Source organism: Pseudomonas sp. Sample_21 (assembly GCF_004307525.1).
GTDB classification, from domain to species: Bacteria; Pseudomonadota; Gammaproteobacteria; order Pseudomonadales; family Pseudomonadaceae; genus Aquipseudomonas; species Aquipseudomonas atacamensis.
Window position 1 is genome coordinate 1 of sequence record NZ_RCNZ01000043.1, and the last position, 15,911, is coordinate 15,911.

A 15,911-nucleotide genomic window follows, 5' to 3' on the forward strand; every position below is an offset into this window, starting at 1 on the left:
GCACGTCTTGCCGCAACCGGCAACGCCCATGATGACCAGGGCGGTGATGGGATGACTCATATAACACCTCAGCGCGCAGACAGCGCTACCTTTGCTAGCTATGACTCTAGTGCACAGGCAGAAGTTGCCGACGCCTTCTTGTCGTTTTTTTGGGTTGCAGCAGGTTTGTTCCTGACGCCAAAGAGCACTGATCAGGCAGGACCGCGCTCACGCATTTGCAGCTGCATCAGGACAGCGCTACCTTAGTGCCTTGATTTTTGTTTGGCAAGCCGCCCGATGACCTCCCCCAAGAACGATAAAAATACCCGCACCACCGGCCGTCCGACCCTCAACGAAGTAGCCCGCCTGGCCGGCGTCAGCCCGATCACTGCCTCGCGCGCCTTGCGCGGGGTGAGCACGGTAGCCACCGAACTGGTGGAAAAAGTGCAGAAAGCCGCGCTCGAACTCAACTACGTGGTCAACCCCGCCGCCCGCGCACTGGCCTCGGCGCAGAGCCATTCGGTAGTGGTACTCGTGCCGTCGCTGTCCAACCTGCTGTTCATCGACACGCTGGAAGCCATTCATCGGGTGCTGACGCCCAAGGGCTTCGAAGTGCTGATCGGCAACTTCCACTACTCGCGCGATGAAGAAGAAAATCTGCTGCGCAACTACATGGCTTATCAGCCGCGCGGCTTTTTGCTGACCGGGTTTGATCGCACGGAAAGTTCGCGGCGGATGATCGAGGCCAGCAACATTCCTTGCGTGTACATGATGGAGCTGGACAGTGCTGCCGGAGTCAATTGCGTGGGTTTCTCGCAGTTGAGCGCCGGGGAAACTGCCGCCGAACATCTCCTGTCTCGTGGGCGTAAACGTCTGGCATACATTGGTGCGCAGCTGGATCAGCGCACATTGCTGCGCGGTGAGGGTTTCCGCAAGGCGTTGCAGAAGGCAGGCCGTTACGACCCGGATCTGGAAGTGCTGACACCGCGTGCTTCGTCGGTGGGCTTGGGTGGCGAGTTGTTCCTGCAATTGCTGGCGGCGCATCCGGATGTTGATGCGATTTTCTTTGGCAACGATGACCTGGCCCAAGGCGCGCTGCTGGAAGCCTTGCGTAACGGCATCAAGATTCCCGAGCAGGTGGCGATCCTCGGTTTCAACGATTTGCCGATGTCCGAGCACATGGTGCCGCGCCTGAGCAGCATCAACACCCCCCGTGAGGCGATCGGCCGGCGCGCGGCAGAGCAGATGCTGACGTTGATGGCGGGTAACAAAGTGGCGCGGCCGGTGGAGGACATGGGGTTTGAGCTTAAGGTGCGCGAGAGTACCTGAAACTCACGCGATCCCCTGTAGGAGCTGCCGAAGGCTGCGATCTTTTGATTTTGCTTTCAAGAACAAGATCAAAAGATCGCAGCCTTCGGCAGCTCCTACAGGGGTTTTGTGTTGTGCTCAATGGCTGAGCAGGTCAACCAGGGCCTGCGCGCCCTTCTGCAAGGGCTGGCTCTTGAGCCACACCGCGTGCACCGGCAGCACCAGGCCATTTTCGATGTTGCGAAAATTCAGCCGTTTCAAGCGTCCCGCCTCCAGCCACGGCTGCACCATTGACAGCGGAAAATTCCCCCAACCCAACCCCGCTTCGACCATCTCCATTGCCGTCTCGAGATTGTCCGTACGCCAGTAAGACTCGGCCACCAACGGTCGCGTTTCGCTGATCGGCAAGTCACGGCTGGCGACGATGATCTGCCGCACCTGCACCAGATCCTCAAGAAACACATCCCGCCCCTGCAACAACGGGCTGTCCGCCGCCAGCGTGGCGATCATGCGTTCGCTGCCGACAAACTGAAACCGCTCCAGCGCATTCACGCTCAAACCGGCGAACGCCAGACACACGCTGACCCTGCCAGTGTGCAACATCGCCAGCACATCATCCTGCGGCGCAGTCAGCACTTCGATGTCGAGCAACGGATGCCGCTCGGCAATCACCTTGATCGCTGCCAGCAAGCGCCGCCGATCAACGTCCGCAACCACGCCGATCGACAACCTGCTTTCCAGCCCCAGCGACAGCTCCACCGCGTGCACTTGCAGCTGCTTGAGCTGCTCGGCGATCAGTCGCGCGTGCGGCACCAACGACTGCGCCATCGCCGTGGGTTGCGGCTCGCGATGACTGCGGTCGAACAGCGGGTAACCGAGTTCCGCTTCAAGATTGGCAATGCCCATGCTCACCGCGGAGGGCACCTTGCCCAACTGCCGCGCCGCAGCGGAAAACGAGCCGCGTTCGATCACCGCGAGAAACAACTCAATGCTGTCGCTACTGAAATTCAAATGCCTCACCTATCAATAAAACTGAAAGCTACCGACTTTTTCTGTCAGGTCTATTGAAGCTATCTTTCGCCGCCTTCGCCAGCCCTGCTGGCCAACATTCGGCAAGAAAGAGGCAAATCTGTATGCAAGGCGTGAAACGCAAACTGGTCTACGTGTCGCTCTACGAAGTGATCGGCATGACCTTCTCGGCCCTCGGTCTGGCGTTGTTGTCGGGTACATCGCCGGGCAGCACCGGGCCGCTGGCGGTGATCATCACCAGCATCGCCGTGACCTGGAATTTCATCTACACCTCATTGTTCGAGCGCTGGGAAAGTCGCCAGATCTCGCGCACCCGTACGGTCAAACGGCGCATCGCCCATGCGGTCGGCTTTCAACTGACGCTGATCGTGTTCCTGATTCCGCTGATTGCGTGGTGGATGAACATCAGCCTGATGCAGGCGTTCCTGCTGGATCTGGCACTGATCATTTTCATCCCGTGCTACACCTTCGTATTCAACTGGCTGTTCGACCGCATTTTCGGCCTGCCGAGCTCGGCGCTGCCGGATTCTACCGCTGCGACATAAATCGCTAATTCGTAAGCAGATATTGCGAGAAATCAGCGGTTCAACCTGTTAAACCGCCGACATTCACAATCCGCTAACACCGATAGCAGGCTAAGCTTTTCCATCAATAAAAAATGGATCAGCCTATGACTGCTCACGCTCCCGCCGCCGCGCCCAGTGATGGCATCGACCCGGTACGCGCCGCCGAAATTTCCGCCCGCATCGATCGGCTGCCCGCCGTTGCTACCATCTGGCGTCTGGTGGCGCTGCTGTCGATCGGCGGATTTTTCGAACTCTACGATCTGTTCCAGACCGCCTACATCAGTCCTGGGCTGATTCGCGACGGCTTGTTCGCCACGGGCAATCAGGGGGTGTTCGGTTTCTCCGATCAGGCGGCGTTTGCCTCGGCGACGTTCCTCGGCCTGTTCCTCGGCGCCAGCCTGCTTAGTCCGCTGGCGGATCGTTTCGGCCGCCGGGCGATCTTCACCTTCGCGCTGATCTGGTACACGGTGGCGACAGTGCTGATGGGCATTCAGACCTCGGCGCTGGGCATCATTGGCATGCGTTTTCTGGTCGGCATCGGCTTGGGTATCGAATTGGTGACGATCGATGCCTACCTCTCGGAACTGGTGCCCAAGCGCATGCGCAGCTCGGCGTTTGCCTTCGCGTTTTTCGTGCAGTTCCTCTCGGTGCCGGCGGTGGCCTTGATGTCGTGGTGGCTGGTGCCGCAAGCGCCGTTCGGCATTTCCGGCTGGCGTTGGGTAGTGTTGGCCAGCGCGGTGTTTGCGCTGTTTATCTGGTGGCTGCGCAAGCGTCTGCCGGAATCGCCGCGCTGGCTTGCGCAGCATGGTCGCTTTGATGAGGCCAACCGGATCCTCGACCATCTCGAAGCGCGCTGCGCCAAGGATTACGGCAAAGCGCTGGATGCGCCGGAACCAGTGTCAGTCGATGTCGAAGGCAAGGGCCGTTTCGCCGATATCTGGCAGCCGCCGTACCGCCGTCGCGCGTTGATGCTGATCGTTTTTCATATCTTTCAGGCGATCGGTTTCTTCGGTTTCGGCAACTGGTTGCCGGCGCTGCTTTCGGGGCAAGGCGTGAGCGTCACCCACAGTTTGATGTACGCCTTCATCATCACCCTCGCCTACCCGCTCGGGCCGTTGCTGTTCGTGAAGTTCGCCAACCGTTTCGAAAACAAATGGCAGATCGTCGGCTCGGCCCTCGGCGCGATGACCTTCGGCACCCTGTTCGCCCTGCAGAGCAGCGCATTCGGGCTGATCTTCTGCGGGGTAATGATCACCTTCTGCAACGCCTGGCTGAGCTTCAGTTATCACTCCTACCAGAGCGAACTGTTCCCGACCAACATCCGCGCCCGCGCGGTCGGGTTCTGCTATTCGTTCAGTCGCTTGTCGACGGTGTTCAGCAGTCTGCTGATCGGCATGTTCCTGGATAATTTCGGCACGCCGGGGGTACTGGCGTTTATCGTCAGCAGCATGCTGATCGTGATGCTGACCATCGGCTGGTTCGGCCCGCGTACGCGTAATCTGGCGCTGGAGAATATTGCTCATCGTTGAAGGCCAACGCAGGACTCAACTGTGGGAGCGAGCCTGCTCGCGAAGGCGTCGTATCAGAAAGACATGTGCTGGCTGACATAACGCTTTCGCGAGCAGGCTCGCTCCCACATTGGCTATTGGTGACGTTGAACAGCTCAGTTCAATTGCAGGGTTTCATTGAACTGACTGATCGCATCCACCACATGCCGCGAGCCCTGCTGAATCTCGAGGATCACCTCGCCCGCCTCGTTCGCCAGCTCCACGCCCAACCCGGTTCGGCTCAGGCTCGACTGCATGCTCGACACCGCGCTCAGCGACAGGTCGTGGTTCTTGCGCACCACGTCGACAATTTCCAGAGTGGCCTGACTGGTCCGCGCGGCGAGGCTGCGCACCTCATCGGCGACGACGGCAAAACCGCGTCCATGCTCACCGGCGCGCGCGGCTTCGATCGCTGCATTGAGTGCCAGCAGGTTGGTCTGATCGGCAATGCCGCGAATGGTCTGGACGATGGTGCCGATGATGTCCGACTGTTTGCTTACCGCATCGATGCTCACCGCCGCTTCGTTCAGATCGCGGGAAATATCCTGAATAATCTGCACGGTCTGCTGCACGACTTGTGAGCCTTTTTGCGCGCAGGCGTCGTTTTGTACCGAGGTGCTGTGGGCCGATTCCGCAGCGTTTTGCAGGGTGGTCATCTGCTTGGTGATGTCGCTGGCGAACTTGACCACTTTGTACAAGCGGCCCTTGGCGTCGAACAGCGGGTTGTACGAGGCTTCCAGATAAACCATCTGCCCGGACTTGTTCTTGCGCTCGAAACGGTGCGAGTGATATTCGCCGCGATTGAGCGAAGCCCAGAACGCCTTGTACTGCGCGGATTCGGCTTCGGCGCGGTGACAGAACAGGCTGTGGTGCTGGCCGACAATTTCAGGGTGCGTGTACTGCATGGTCTGCAGAAAGTTGTCGTTGGCGCGGATGACATTGCCTTCGGGAGTGAACTCGATCACCGCCATGGAACGACCGATCGCCGCGAGCATGGCTTCTTCTTCATGTTCTTTGTTGATGCGCGCGGTGATGTCCGCCGCGACCTTGATCACACTTCTGACCTGTTTGTCGGGCCCGAACACCGGCATGTAACTGGCTTCAAGCCAGATCTCCCGGCCGCTCTTGTTCAGGCGCAGAAAAGTGCCGCTGAGCGGTTCACCACGGGCCAGGTCACGCCACAACTTCGCGTAGTCCTCGCTGCGGTAGAAGCTTTCTTCACAGAAGATCCGATGGTGTTTGCCGCGCACTTCATCGGCGCTGTAGCCCATGGTCTTGCAGAAGTTCTCGTTGGCGTCGAGAACGATGCCGTCCGGAGTGAACTCGATCATCGCCATCGAGCGGCTGATTGCCTCAATTTTCGCGTTGGCCTCGGTCAGCGCACAGCTGAAACGCTCGATTTCCCGCAGGTCAGCCTTGTGATGTAGGTTGAACATGGTTGTATCACCTTCCGCGCGTTCTTTTGATTTGATGAAAGTTCAGGTCTTGCAAGATCCATCACTACGTTCCACAGAACAGGCACACGCCTTCCTCCACGGGAGGAAGTTGTCAGGTGATAAATGATGATCAATCGGAGGGTCCCAGCAGCGACGCTCTGATCAAGACATCCTTTTCTTGATAGCCCGCAAGCGGGCCAGCCCTAACGTGTAGAAGAACTTCCATTTAGATGACGCTCCTTGTTGGTTCAGTGTCGGTGCCTTGGATTGCGCACTCTGGCAGCATGAATCACGGACCAACCTGGTACCGCCGCCCTGTTGGCATGACGGTCGACATGGTTAGTTACCTGCAAAGCATAGCCATCCCGACGCCGGGCGCAAGGCCACTAGTCGGCCAGTATCTGGCATTTTTTGCACAAGAAACGGTTCAGCGCGGGAGACAGTGTGGTGAAAACGGGCGTTTTCGCCAGCGAAGCGGAAGCCCGCGAAACGGGCTCCCGTAGAGATTGCTTAATGGCCGAAGATGTCGACCTTCTTGGCTTTCTTCTCGGCACGTTTTTCAATCGCAGTTTTGGCCGGTTTCTTCTTCGCGGCTTTCTTTGAATCCATACCTTTGGACATGATCGGTACTCCACTCACAGGGGTGTGAGTTCAGGTATACACCTATCCCGAAGCGCGCGTTCTTTTATAATCGGCGCTTTTCGCAGCGACAGCCCGAACCATGTCCGATATCCACTACAGCCAGCTCGACGAATCGTTGTGGCCGCTGATGAACAAGTTCTACCGCAGCCACCAGTCGTCGATGAAAGCCGTGCGCGAGGCACAATTGTGGGTAGCGCGGCGCGGCGAGATCGTTGCGGCGCTGTGCCTGCGTCCAGTATCGGGCGGGCATTGGCTGACGGGGGTGTTTGTTGATCCGGGGTGTCGCGAGCAGGGAATTGCTGCGCAACTGATCGCGGCGGCGGTTGCTAAGGTGGACGAGCCGGTGTGGCTGTTCTGCCATCCTGATTTGCGCGGGTTTTATGAGCGACGTGGGTTCAGCTTCGATCCGCCGCTGCCGCAGGCGATGGCCGAGCGGTTGAGCCGGTACGCGCGGAGTAAGCCGATGATTGCGATGGAACTCAATCCCGCAGATTTACGCTGAACTCTTGTGGGAGCGAGCCTGCTCGCGAATGCGGTGTGTCAGCGCCGAAGTTGGTTCTGATACTCCGCGTTCGCGAGCAGGCTCGCTCCCACAGGGTTGATGGTGTTCTGACAATCAGTCGTCAGCCATGGGATCAAGGTCCGGAAACAGCACTTCGGTAAAACCGAATTTGCTGAAATCGGTAATCCGCGACGGATACAGCCGGCCGATCAGGTGATCGCATTCATGCTGCACCACCCGTGCATGAAACCCCGAGGCCACGCGCACGATCGGCTCGCCCTTGGGATCAAAGCCTTCGTAGCGAATCTGCTGATAACGATCCACCGCGCCGCGCAGCCCCGGCACCGAAAGACAGCCTTCGAAGCCCTCTTCCATCAGCGGATTCAACGGCGTGATCAGCGGATTGATCAGGATCGTCTGCGGCACTGCTTCAGCATCCGGGTAACGCTCGCTGTGTTCGAAGCCGAAGATCACCAGTTGCAGGTCGACGCCGATCTGCGGCGCCGCGAGGCCAACGCCGCCGACGCTTTCCATGGTCTGGAACATGTCGTCGATCAATTGCCAGAGCTCGGCGCTGTTGAACATTTCCGGTGGTACCGGCGCGGCGATGCGCAGCAGGCGCTCATCACCCATTTTCAGAATTTCACGAATCATGGTCGCGCTTCGTCAGTGTCCGGCTTGAGCGAATGATCGCGGCCCAGGCCCGAGACGTGTTGTTTGGGGGATTCGTCAGGCTCGCCAGGGGCTTTTTCGCCCTTTTCCTTGCCTTCGGCGGACATGTGCTCGATCACTGCATTCATCTCCGCGCCGAGCAACAGGACTGCGGAGGAAATGTAGAAATACAGCAAGAGCACGATGATCGCCCCGATGCTGCCATACATCGCGTTGTAGTTGGCGAAGGTTTTCACGTAGAAGGCAAAACCCAGCGAGGCGAGGATCCACACCACCACGGCCAGCACCGAGCCTGGGGTGATGAAACGGAATTCCTGTTTGACGTCGGGCATCACGTAATAGATCAGCGCCACTGCGACCATCATCAGAATCACGATCACTGGCCAGCGGGCGATCGTCCACACCGTGACGATGAAGTATTCCAGCCCCACTTGTGCGGCAATCCAGCCCATCACCTGCGGCCCGAGCACCATCAGCGCAGCGGCGATCAGCAGCATGCCGGCGATGCCGATGGTGTAGACGATCGACAACGGGAAACGCTTCCAGATCGGCCGGCCTTCGACCACGTCGTAGGCGGCATTCATCGCGCTCATCATCAGGCGCACGCCGGCGGACGCGGTGTACAGGGCGATCACGATACCGATCGACAGCAGGCCACCCTTGGATTGCTGCAACTGGTCGATCACCGGGTTGACCTGCTCCAGCGCCTGCGGCGGCAGCACCAGTTCGGATTGCAGACGCAGCCAGGAGAAGAAATCCGGCAGGTGCAGGAAACCGATCAGGGCGATCAGGAAAAGAATGAACGGGAAGAGCGAGAACAGCATCTGGTAGGCCAATGCCGAGGCGTAGGTCGACATTTCGTCATCGACGAACTCAGTGACCGTGCGCACCATCACCCGGTGCAGGGGCAGACCTTTCATGTCCGGAAATATCATTCGCGTCTCCTTGCGCCGCAAAAGGTTGAAGTCGTGGCGACTCAGGGGCCGTTTTTTACCTCAAGGTAGCCTACTTGGCGATCCTTCGGCGGATAACCGCAGGGTTCTGATACAAAAACGGCCATCCTTGGATGGCCGCTCGTGTGATTCGTTCAAGGCTCGCTTACGCCTTGTCGACGCCTTTTTTCACAGCGTCCTTGGCGTTGCCAACCGCTTGCTGGGCTTCGCCTTTTTTCTCTTGAACCTTGCCTTCGGCGCGCAGCTTGTCGTTGTCAGTGGCCTTGCCGACGCCTTGCTTGACGTTACCGACGGCTTCGTTGGCCATGCCTTTTACTTTATCGCCTGTGCTACTCATGGTGTTTCTCCGTGAAGCATAAAGGGAAGAAAAGTCATTACGTAACGATTGACCGGTGCGCTTTGCGCCGAGTTTCATTTATTTTGCCGGCATTTCGTCGTGGCGCGCAGGTTGCGCTTTATGTTTGCCGGCGTTGCCCCGAGAATGCTCAGCCTACGGGCGCTGAGCCCGGCACACAGATTCGCAGGAATGTCATGAAGCTCAATAAAACCCAGGCCATCGCCCGTCGCAACCAGGAACTGGGCGGCGCCGTGCTCGGCACCAACAACTGCCACTTCGCCGAACTGAACCGTAACCGCAATATCTGGTGGTTCGACCTGCCGGTGTCGCGCTTGGCCATCGGTCAGTACGAGTGGATTCACTTGCTGCTGCACACCCCGGCCACCGATGAGTTGCTGCACCTGAAAGTGCCGACGGTGTTCCTGCGCGAAAAGCTCGAAGGCCTGGTGATTCGCAACGAAGGCAAACGCAAGGCGGCGCTGAGCCTGGAATTGAGTGCGGACAAGGATTCGTATCTGCAGGACATGCGACCGGCGGGGACCAATGTGAATTTTGCGCCGTTTCGTCAGTAATATTGGCGGCGCGGCCCGTTCCCCTCACCCTAGCCCTCTCCCAGAGGGAGAGGGGACTGACCGAGTTGCTCTCGCGGAATATGCCAACCTGAAATATCCAGCCGAACTCAAGATCCGAATTATCCCTGATCGGCTCCCTCTCCCTCTGGGAGAGGGCTGGGGTGAGGGGCAGTCTCGAAGCATGACTCAAGCCCTACTCGGCACCAACAAAAAGCCCCGCATCTGCGGGGCTTTTTATTACGCGGCAGACTTGGCCTTGATCTTCTTCAGCTCTTCATCCCGCAATTCGCGGCGCAGGATCTTGCCGACGTTGGTGGTCGGCAGGGCATCGCGGAATTCCACCGAACGCGGCACTTTGTACCCGGTAACGTTGGCGCGCATGTGGTCCATGACCTGTTCTTTGGTCAGGGTCACTCCCGGTTTGGCGACGATGAAAATCTTGATCGCCTCACCCGACTTCTCGTCCGGCACGCCGATCGCCGCACACTGCAACACGCCCGGCAAAGTCGCCAGCACGTCTTCCAGTTCGTTCGGATAGACGTTGAAGCCTGACACCAGAATCATGTCTTTCTTGCGATCGACGATGCGCATGTAGCCGTCCGGCTGGATCAGCGCGATGTCACCGGTTTTCAGCCAGCCGTCGCTGTCGAGCATTTCATCGGTGGCTTCCTGACGCTGCCAGTAACCCTTCATCACTTGCGGGCCTTTGACGCACAACTCGCCGATTTCGCCCAGCGGCTGCTCGACACCGGCATCGTCAATGACTTTGCACAGGGTCGACGGTACCGGAATGCCAATGGTGCCGATCTGGATGTGCTGGATCGGGTTGACCGTGGCCACCGGGCTGGTTTCGGTCATGCCGTAGCCTTCGCAGATGGCGCAACCGGTCACGGCTTTCCAGCGCTCGGCCGCAGCCAGTTGCAGGGCCATGCCGCCGGACAGGGTGACTTTCAGCGCGGAGAAATCCAGCTTGCGGAAACCTTCGTTGTTGCACAGCGCCACGAACAGCGTGTTCAGACCGACAAAACCGCTGAACTTCCACTTCGACAGCTCCTTGACCATCGCCGGCAGGTCGCGCGGGTTGCTGATCAGGATGTTGTGGTTGCCGATCAGCATCATCGCCATGCAATGAAAGGTGAACGCATAGATGTGATACAGCGGCAGCGGCGTGATCAGGATCTCGCAGCCTTCGTTGAGGTTGGAGCCCATCAGCGCCTTGCATTGCAGCATGTTGGCGACCAGGTTGCGGTGCGTCAGCATCGCGCCCTTGGCCACGCCGGTGGTGCCGCCGGTGTATTGCAGCACCGCGACATCGCCGCTGTCCGGGTTGGCTTCGGCCACTGGCTGGCCGTGGCCCTTGCTCAGGACGTCGTTGAATTTGATGGCTTTGGGCAAGTGATAGGCCGGGACCATTTTCTTCACGTACTTGATGACGCTGTTGATCAGCAGGCGCTTGATCGGCGGCAGCAGGTCGGCGACTTCGGTGACGATGACGTGCTTGACCCCGGTTTTCGGCACCACGGCTTCGGCCAGGTGCGCCATGTTCGCCAGGCACACCAGGGCTTTGGCGCCGGAGTCGTTGAATTGGTGTTCCATTTCCCGCGCGGTATACAGCGGGTTGGTGTTGACCACGATCAGCCCGGCGCGAATGGCACCGAAGACCGCGACCGGGTACTGGAGGACGTTGGGCAGTTGCACGGCGATTCGATCACCGGGCTGCAAGTCGGTATGCTGTTGCAGATACGCGGCAAAGGCACCGGACAGCTCGTACAGCTCACCGTAGGTGATTGTCTTGCCGAGGTTGCTGAAAGCCGGTTTGTTGGCGAAGCGTTGGCAGGATTGCTTCAACACTGCCTGAATGTTCGGATACTCGTCTGGATTGATCTCGGCTGCGATTCCAGCCGGGTACTTATCCTTCCAAAAGTCTTCGATCATGGAAGCCCACTCCTCAGCAACGCGAATTCTTCACCGCATTTGATGCGATTATTATTGGTGTGTGTTTTGTATTGGTGAATCCGGCGTTTTACAGGCCGAGAAGTCACAAAGCGCGCCGAGAGTAGCAGCTTTGCCAAGGGCCGACCAGAGCCAAAAGAGGCCCCTACAGTCATATTGATGACTCAAGACTTGCCAGCGGTCATTTTAGAGCAAAAATCCTATAACTCCCCAAAACCCCCGAATTCAGCGGGCACAAAAGATTCGCGAGCAGGCTCGCTCCCACAGAAACCATCGATACCTGTGGGAGCGAGCCTGCTCGCGAATGTCACAAGCGCTGCGGTTCAGACCTAGGCGATATCCCGCAACTCGCGCCGCAGAATTTTCCCTACAGGCGTCATCGGCAACGACTCACGCAACACGATGTGTTTCGGCACCTTGTAGGCCGTGAAATTCTCTTTGCAGTACGCCTTCAGCTCTTCCAGGCTGACCCCGCTCTCCCGCGCTACCACAAACAGCTTCACCGCCTCCCCCGAACGTTCGTCCGGCACGCCGATGACCGCGCAGTTGGCGACTTTCGGGTGGGCCATGACCACGTCTTCGATTTCGTTGGGGTACACGTTGAAGCCGGAGACGATGATCATGTCCTTCTTGCGATCGACGATGCGCACAAAACCGTCCGGGTCGATCACGGCGATGTCGCCGGACTTGAACCAGCCCTCGGCATCGAGCACTTCGGCGGTGGCCTCGGGTTTGTTCCAGTAGCCCTTCATGATCTGCGGGCCTTTGATGCACAGCTCGCCGCGCTCGCCCAGCGGCTGCTCGACGCCGTCATCGTTGATGATTTTCACCAGCGTACCCGGCACCGGCAGGCCCACCGTGCCCAGGCGCGACTGATCGCCGTAAGGGTTGGTGCAGGCCACTGGCGAGGTTTCGGTCAGGCCGTAGCCTTCGGTGATGCGACACCCGGTCATCTGCTCCCAGCGCTCAGCGGTGGCCTTGACCAGTGCAGTGCCGCCGGAGTTGGTGAGCTTCAGGCTGGAGAAATCCAGGGTTTTGAAATCAGGGTGATCCATCAGCGCAACAAACAAGGTGTTCAAACCCAGCAGCGCCGAGAAGCGCCAGTTTTTCAGCTCCTTGATGAAGCCGGCGATGTCGCGCGGATTGGAGATCAGTACGTTGTGATTGCCCGAGACCATCATGCACATGCAATTCGCGGTGAAAGCATAGATGTGGTACAGCGGCAGCGGCGCGATCATCACCTCCTGGCCTTCGCGCAACAGCGGCTGACCGTCCGGGCCGAGCTGAGCCAGACAGGCGCGCACCTGCTGCATGTTCGCCACCAGATTGCCGTGGGTGAGCATCGCGCCCTTCGCCAGGCCGGTGGTGCCGCCGGTGTATTGCAGCACGGCGATGTCATCGAGGCCGACGTTCAGCGGTTTGATGCCCAGGCCGCGGCCCATGCGCAGCGCGCTTTTGAACGAGGTCGCTTGCGGCAGCGAATACTCGGGAACCAGTTTCTTCACTTTGCTGACCACGGTGTTGACCAGCCAGCCTTTGGCGGTGGGCATCAGGTCGCCCATCTTCGCTTCGATCAAATATTGGATGTCGGTGTCGGGCAGCACTTCCTGGACTTTCTGCCCGAACAGATTCAGGTAGACCAACGCGCGCGCGCCGGAATCCTTGAACTGGTGGCGCATTTCACGTGGCGTGTACAGCGGGTTGGTATTGACCACGATCAGCCCGGCGCGCAGCGCGCCGAACACGGCAATCGGATAATGCAGAACGTTGGGCATCTGCACCGCGATGCGATCCCCCGGCACCAGATCGGTATGGGCCTGTAGGTAACCGGCGAACGCCGCGCTCTGGCGCTCGAGTTCGGCGTAGGTCAGGGTGATGCCCATGCTGCTGAACGCCGGGCGGTCAGCGAACTTCTTGCAGGAACGCTCAAACACTTCAATGACCGACTTGAACTCGCCCATGTCGATGTCCAGCGGTACGCCGGCCGGGCGTTTGTCATTCCAGAAATCAGGTTGCATTGTTCTTGTCCTCTTTACCTGAGCCGATCCGGGAGCCGCTTTCTGTCGTTTCTGCTTCGTCCATGGAAGGCGAAAAGCACAAAGCGGAGCTTCACGGACACTAGCAGCTATGGCCATTGAGGCAAATATGACGCAAGCCCTCATTGATCCCGTGAATCTTCCTGCCGTGGCGTGAGCTGATCAGACGCGCTATACACTGTGGCGATGCTGAGCAAAGGAATCGCCATGACCCACGACACCTTCTGGCTGGACGCGAGTGACCGCAGCCGCCTGTACGTCAACCGCTGGCTGCCGGCCACGCCATTGAAAGCGGTGATTCTGCTGGCCCATGGCATGGCCGAACACAGCGCTCGCTACGCGCGGCTCGCCGACACGTTTTGCGACAAAGACTATGGCGTCTACGCCCCGGATCTGCGTGGCCATGGCCGCACCGCCGACAACGGCACTCTCGGCCATTTCGCCGATGACGATGGCTGGTGCAAGGTCGTTGGCGATCTGGCCAGCCTCAACCAGCACATCGGCCAGCAACATCCCGGCGTGCCGATCATCCTCCTCGGCCACAGCATGGGCAGCTACATCGCCCAAGGCTATTTGTTGCACCACAGCGCCAGTCTGCACGGGGCGATTCTCAGCGGCTCGAATTTCCAGCCGGTGGCCCTCTATCGCGTCGCGCGGCAGATCGCCCGGCTGGAAAAACTGCGCCAGGGCGGCAAGGGCCGCAGTGCATTGATCGAGTGGCTGTCGTTCGGCTCGTTCAACAATAAATTCAAACCGGTGCGCACCCGTTTCGACTGGCTGAGCCGCGACCCGGCGGAGGTCGACAAGTACGCCGCCGACCCGTTGTGCGGCTTTCGCTGCACCAATCAGCTGTGGATCGACCTGCTCGGCGGGTTGCAGCAAATCAGCAAAGCGTCCAATCTCGCGCAGATCGATCCGGGCCTGCCGCTGCTGGTGATTGGCGGCGAATGTGATCCGGTGAGCGAGGGCAAGCGTCTGACAGATCTGGCCAATGCCTTGCGCAGGGCCGGCAGCCAGCATCTGCAACTGAAGATCTACCCGCAGGCCCGGCACGAATTATTCAATGAAAGCAATCGCGACGAAGTGAGCGCCGATGTGCTCGCCTGGATCGACCAGGCCCTGAGCCACCGGCGCCCACAGCGCAGCGAATAATTTTTATGGATTGACTGAAATCCGTCACAGGAATCGAAACCGATGACCCAGGTTACCAACATCCCTTACGAAGCCCTTGAAGTCGGCCAGACCGCCAGCTACAGCAAGACTGTCGAAGAGCGCGACATTCAGCTGTTCGCCGCGATGTCGGGCGACCACAACCCGGTGCACCTGGACGCCGAGTTTGCCGCCGCCAGCATGTTCAAGGAGCGCATCGCCCACGGCATGTTCAGCGGTGCGCTGATCAGCGCAGCGGTGGCCTGTGAATTGCCTGGGCCGGGCACTATCTATATCGGTCAGCAGATGAGCTTCCAGAAGCCGGTGAAGATCGGCGACACGCTGACGGTGCGCCTGGAAATTCTGGAGAAACTGCCGAAATTCCGCGTGCGCATTGCCACTCGCGTATTCAATCAGCGTGATGAATTGGTGGTGGATGGCGAGGCGGAGATTCTCGCGCCGCGTAAACAGCAGACGGTGACGTTGCCGACATTGCCGGCGATCAGTATTGGCTGATGATTGGGAAGTGTCAGGTAGATTGCTACCCCCTCACCCCAGCCCTCTCCCCCAAGGGGGCGAGGGGGAAAGGGAGCTGATCTGCATCGGATTCAAATCCTGCGCTCGGCGCGGGCGATCTTCAAGACCTTCCAGAACCAGAGTTCAACTCAGATCGCTCAAGTCGGCGTAACTCCGGCATTCACCTCGGTCAGTCCCCTCTCCCTCCGGGAGAGGGCTAGGGTGAGGGGCTTTTCCTGCGGGCACAAAAAAACGCCAGACAAGCTGGCGTTTTTTATCAGCCGACTAACTCTTACGAGTTGGCACGAGCCTGGTTACGCAGGGCTTTCACCTGGTCGTGGTTGCGTTGTACGCCGTGGTACTGACGCTCAACCAGATCCTTGATGCCCACCAGATTGTGCTTGTTGATCTTCTCGATCGCTTCACGATAAGCCTTCAGCGCATGGTCTTCACCGCGCTCGGCTTCGTTCAGCACAGCCTCTTCGTCTTTACCGGTGAACATGGATTTGACGTCGACCCAGCGACGGTGCAGATCACCGGCAACACTGGTCGAAGTTTCCGGATCACCGCCCAGCGAACGTACCTGAGCCTGCAGCTCGGCCGCTGCGGTGGCGCAATCGGCGGAGCGCTGCACGAACAGGGTTTTCAGTTCTGGGTGCTTGATGTCTTCGGCGCAAGTCTTGAACCCTTCCTGACCGTCCTTGCAGGTTTCAA

At 59.0% G+C, this 15,911-nt stretch carries 15 protein-coding genes; 7 read left to right on the plus strand and 8 right to left on the minus strand.

The features are described from left to right. The first annotated feature begins 276 nt into the window (after positions 1-276). Positions 277-1,308 carry a LacI family DNA-binding transcriptional regulator gene (locus D8U71_RS06115; protein ID WP_024014046.1) on the plus strand — a complete coding sequence of 344 codons (1,032 nt, stop codon included), beginning with the start codon at positions 277-279 and terminating at the stop codon, positions 1,306-1,308. A gap of 117 nt (positions 1,309-1,425) precedes the next feature. On the opposite strand, the gene D8U71_RS06120 is transcribed toward D8U71_RS06115, so the two are convergent. Beyond that, complete coding sequence (locus tag D8U71_RS06120) at positions 1,426-2,298, minus strand: LysR family transcriptional regulator (RefSeq protein WP_130887390.1); 873 nt, start codon at positions 2,296-2,298, stop codon at positions 1,426-1,428. A 122-nt stretch (positions 2,299-2,420) separates the two neighbouring features. On the opposite strand from D8U71_RS06120, the gene D8U71_RS06125 reads away from it, so the two are divergent. Beyond that, positions 2,421-2,861 (plus strand): PACE efflux transporter, encoded by a 441-nt coding sequence (locus D8U71_RS06125; protein WP_130887391.1) that lies wholly within the window; start codon positions 2,421-2,423, stop codon positions 2,859-2,861. 125 nt (positions 2,862-2,986) lie between these two features. After that, positions 2,987-4,411 (plus strand): MFS transporter, encoded by a 1,425-nt coding sequence (locus D8U71_RS06130; RefSeq protein WP_123443666.1) that lies wholly within the window; start codon positions 2,987-2,989, stop codon positions 4,409-4,411. A 134-nt stretch (positions 4,412-4,545) separates the two neighbouring features. On the opposite strand, the gene D8U71_RS06135 is transcribed toward D8U71_RS06130, so the two are convergent. Beyond that, positions 4,546-5,865, minus strand: a complete 1,320-nt coding sequence (locus tag D8U71_RS06135; protein WP_130887392.1) for a PAS domain-containing methyl-accepting chemotaxis protein — start codon at positions 5,863-5,865, stop codon at positions 4,546-4,548. A 721-nt stretch (positions 5,866-6,586) separates the two neighbouring features. Between D8U71_RS06135 and D8U71_RS06145 the strand changes: the two genes are divergently transcribed. Beyond that, complete coding sequence (locus D8U71_RS06145) at positions 6,587-7,009, plus strand: GNAT family N-acetyltransferase (protein WP_130887393.1); 423 nt, start codon at positions 6,587-6,589, stop codon at positions 7,007-7,009. Positions 7,010-7,123: 114 nt separating this feature from the next. Here D8U71_RS06145 and def read toward each other — a convergent pair whose 3' ends face one another. The 3 genes from def to D8U71_RS06160 all read right to left on the minus strand — a co-directional run bounded on the left by def (position 7,124) and on the right by D8U71_RS06160 (position 8,971). Continuing rightward, the gene (gene def, locus D8U71_RS06150; protein ID WP_123443669.1) at positions 7,124-7,663 is read right to left on the minus strand and encodes a peptide deformylase; all 540 of its coding nucleotides are present in this window, start codon (positions 7,661-7,663) and stop codon (positions 7,124-7,126) included. Continuing rightward, entirely contained in the window at positions 7,660-8,616 is a 957-nt protein-coding gene (locus D8U71_RS06155) for a YihY/virulence factor BrkB family protein (RefSeq protein ID WP_130887394.1), read from the minus strand. The genes def and D8U71_RS06155 overlap by 4 nt, the downstream gene beginning before the upstream one ends. A gap of 163 nt (positions 8,617-8,779) precedes the next feature. Then, on the minus strand, positions 8,780-8,971 hold the full coding sequence (locus tag D8U71_RS06160) for a CsbD family protein (protein WP_042607250.1): 192 nt from the start codon (positions 8,969-8,971) through the stop codon (positions 8,780-8,782). 194 nt (positions 8,972-9,165) lie between these two features. On the opposite strand from D8U71_RS06160, the gene D8U71_RS06165 reads away from it, so the two are divergent. Continuing rightward, the gene (locus D8U71_RS06165) at positions 9,166-9,543 is read left to right on the plus strand and encodes a hypothetical protein (protein WP_016775519.1); all 378 of its coding nucleotides are present in this window, start codon (positions 9,166-9,168) and stop codon (positions 9,541-9,543) included. 237 nt (positions 9,544-9,780) lie between these two features. On the opposite strand, the gene fadD1 is transcribed toward D8U71_RS06165, so the two are convergent. Together fadD1 and fadD2 are read right to left on the minus strand one after the other, a co-directional pair. Continuing rightward, positions 9,781-11,478 carry a long-chain-fatty-acid--CoA ligase FadD1 gene (fadD1, locus tag D8U71_RS06170; RefSeq protein ID WP_024014053.1) on the minus strand — a complete coding sequence of 566 codons (1,698 nt, stop codon included), beginning with the start codon at positions 11,476-11,478 and terminating at the stop codon, positions 9,781-9,783. 347 nt (positions 11,479-11,825) lie between these two features. Continuing rightward, entirely contained in the window at positions 11,826-13,514 is a 1,689-nt protein-coding gene (fadD2, locus tag D8U71_RS06175) for a long-chain-fatty-acid--CoA ligase FadD2 (protein ID WP_024014054.1), read from the minus strand. A 225-nt stretch (positions 13,515-13,739) separates the two neighbouring features. On the opposite strand from fadD2, the gene D8U71_RS06180 reads away from it, so the two are divergent. Both D8U71_RS06180 and D8U71_RS06185 read left to right on the plus strand, forming a co-directional pair. Continuing rightward, positions 13,740-14,684, plus strand: coding sequence for an alpha/beta hydrolase (locus D8U71_RS06180; RefSeq protein ID WP_130887395.1), 945 nt, complete (start codon positions 13,740-13,742; stop codon positions 14,682-14,684). A 42-nt stretch (positions 14,685-14,726) separates the two neighbouring features. Further along, entirely contained in the window at positions 14,727-15,197 is a 471-nt protein-coding gene (locus D8U71_RS06185) for a MaoC family dehydratase (protein ID WP_003227420.1), read from the plus strand. A gap of 292 nt (positions 15,198-15,489) precedes the next feature. Here D8U71_RS06185 and D8U71_RS06190 read toward each other — a convergent pair. Then, a partial coding sequence (locus tag D8U71_RS06190) for a PA2169 family four-helix-bundle protein (RefSeq protein ID WP_130887396.1) occupies positions 15,490-15,911 on the minus strand: 422 nt, incomplete at its 5' end.

Excerpts from the sequence above, each read along its gene's own strand:
- D8U71_RS06125 (WP_130887391.1), top strand. The coding sequence starts at position 2,421 with ATGCAAGGCGTGAAACGCAAACTGGTCTACGTGTCGCTCTACGAAGTG.
- def (WP_123443669.1), bottom strand. The coding sequence starts at position 7,663 with ATGATTCGTGAAATTCTGAAAATGGGTGATGAGCGCCTGCTGCGCATC.
- D8U71_RS06180 (WP_130887395.1), top strand. The coding sequence starts at position 13,740 with ATGACCCACGACACCTTCTGGCTGGACGCGAGTGACCGCAGCCGCCTG.
- D8U71_RS06145 (WP_130887393.1), top strand. The coding sequence starts at position 6,587 with ATGTCCGATATCCACTACAGCCAGCTCGACGAATCGTTGTGGCCGCTG.
- D8U71_RS06185 (WP_003227420.1), top strand. The coding sequence starts at position 14,727 with ATGACCCAGGTTACCAACATCCCTTACGAAGCCCTTGAAGTCGGCCAG.
- D8U71_RS06160 (WP_042607250.1), bottom strand. The coding sequence starts at position 8,971 with ATGAGTAGCACAGGCGATAAAGTAAAAGGCATGGCCAACGAAGCCGTC.
- D8U71_RS06130 (WP_123443666.1), top strand. The coding sequence starts at position 2,987 with ATGACTGCTCACGCTCCCGCCGCCGCGCCCAGTGATGGCATCGACCCG.
- D8U71_RS06155 (WP_130887394.1), bottom strand. The coding sequence starts at position 8,616 with ATGATATTTCCGGACATGAAAGGTCTGCCCCTGCACCGGGTGATGGTG.
- D8U71_RS06115 (WP_024014046.1), top strand. The coding sequence starts at position 277 with ATGACCTCCCCCAAGAACGATAAAAATACCCGCACCACCGGCCGTCCG.
- fadD2 (WP_024014054.1), bottom strand. The coding sequence starts at position 13,514 with ATGCAACCTGATTTCTGGAATGACAAACGCCCGGCCGGCGTACCGCTG.
- D8U71_RS06135 (WP_130887392.1), bottom strand. The coding sequence starts at position 5,865 with ATGTTCAACCTACATCACAAGGCTGACCTGCGGGAAATCGAGCGTTTC.
- fadD1 (WP_024014053.1), bottom strand. The coding sequence starts at position 11,478 with ATGATCGAAGACTTTTGGAAGGATAAGTACCCGGCTGGAATCGCAGCC.
- D8U71_RS06165 (WP_016775519.1), top strand. The coding sequence starts at position 9,166 with ATGAAGCTCAATAAAACCCAGGCCATCGCCCGTCGCAACCAGGAACTG.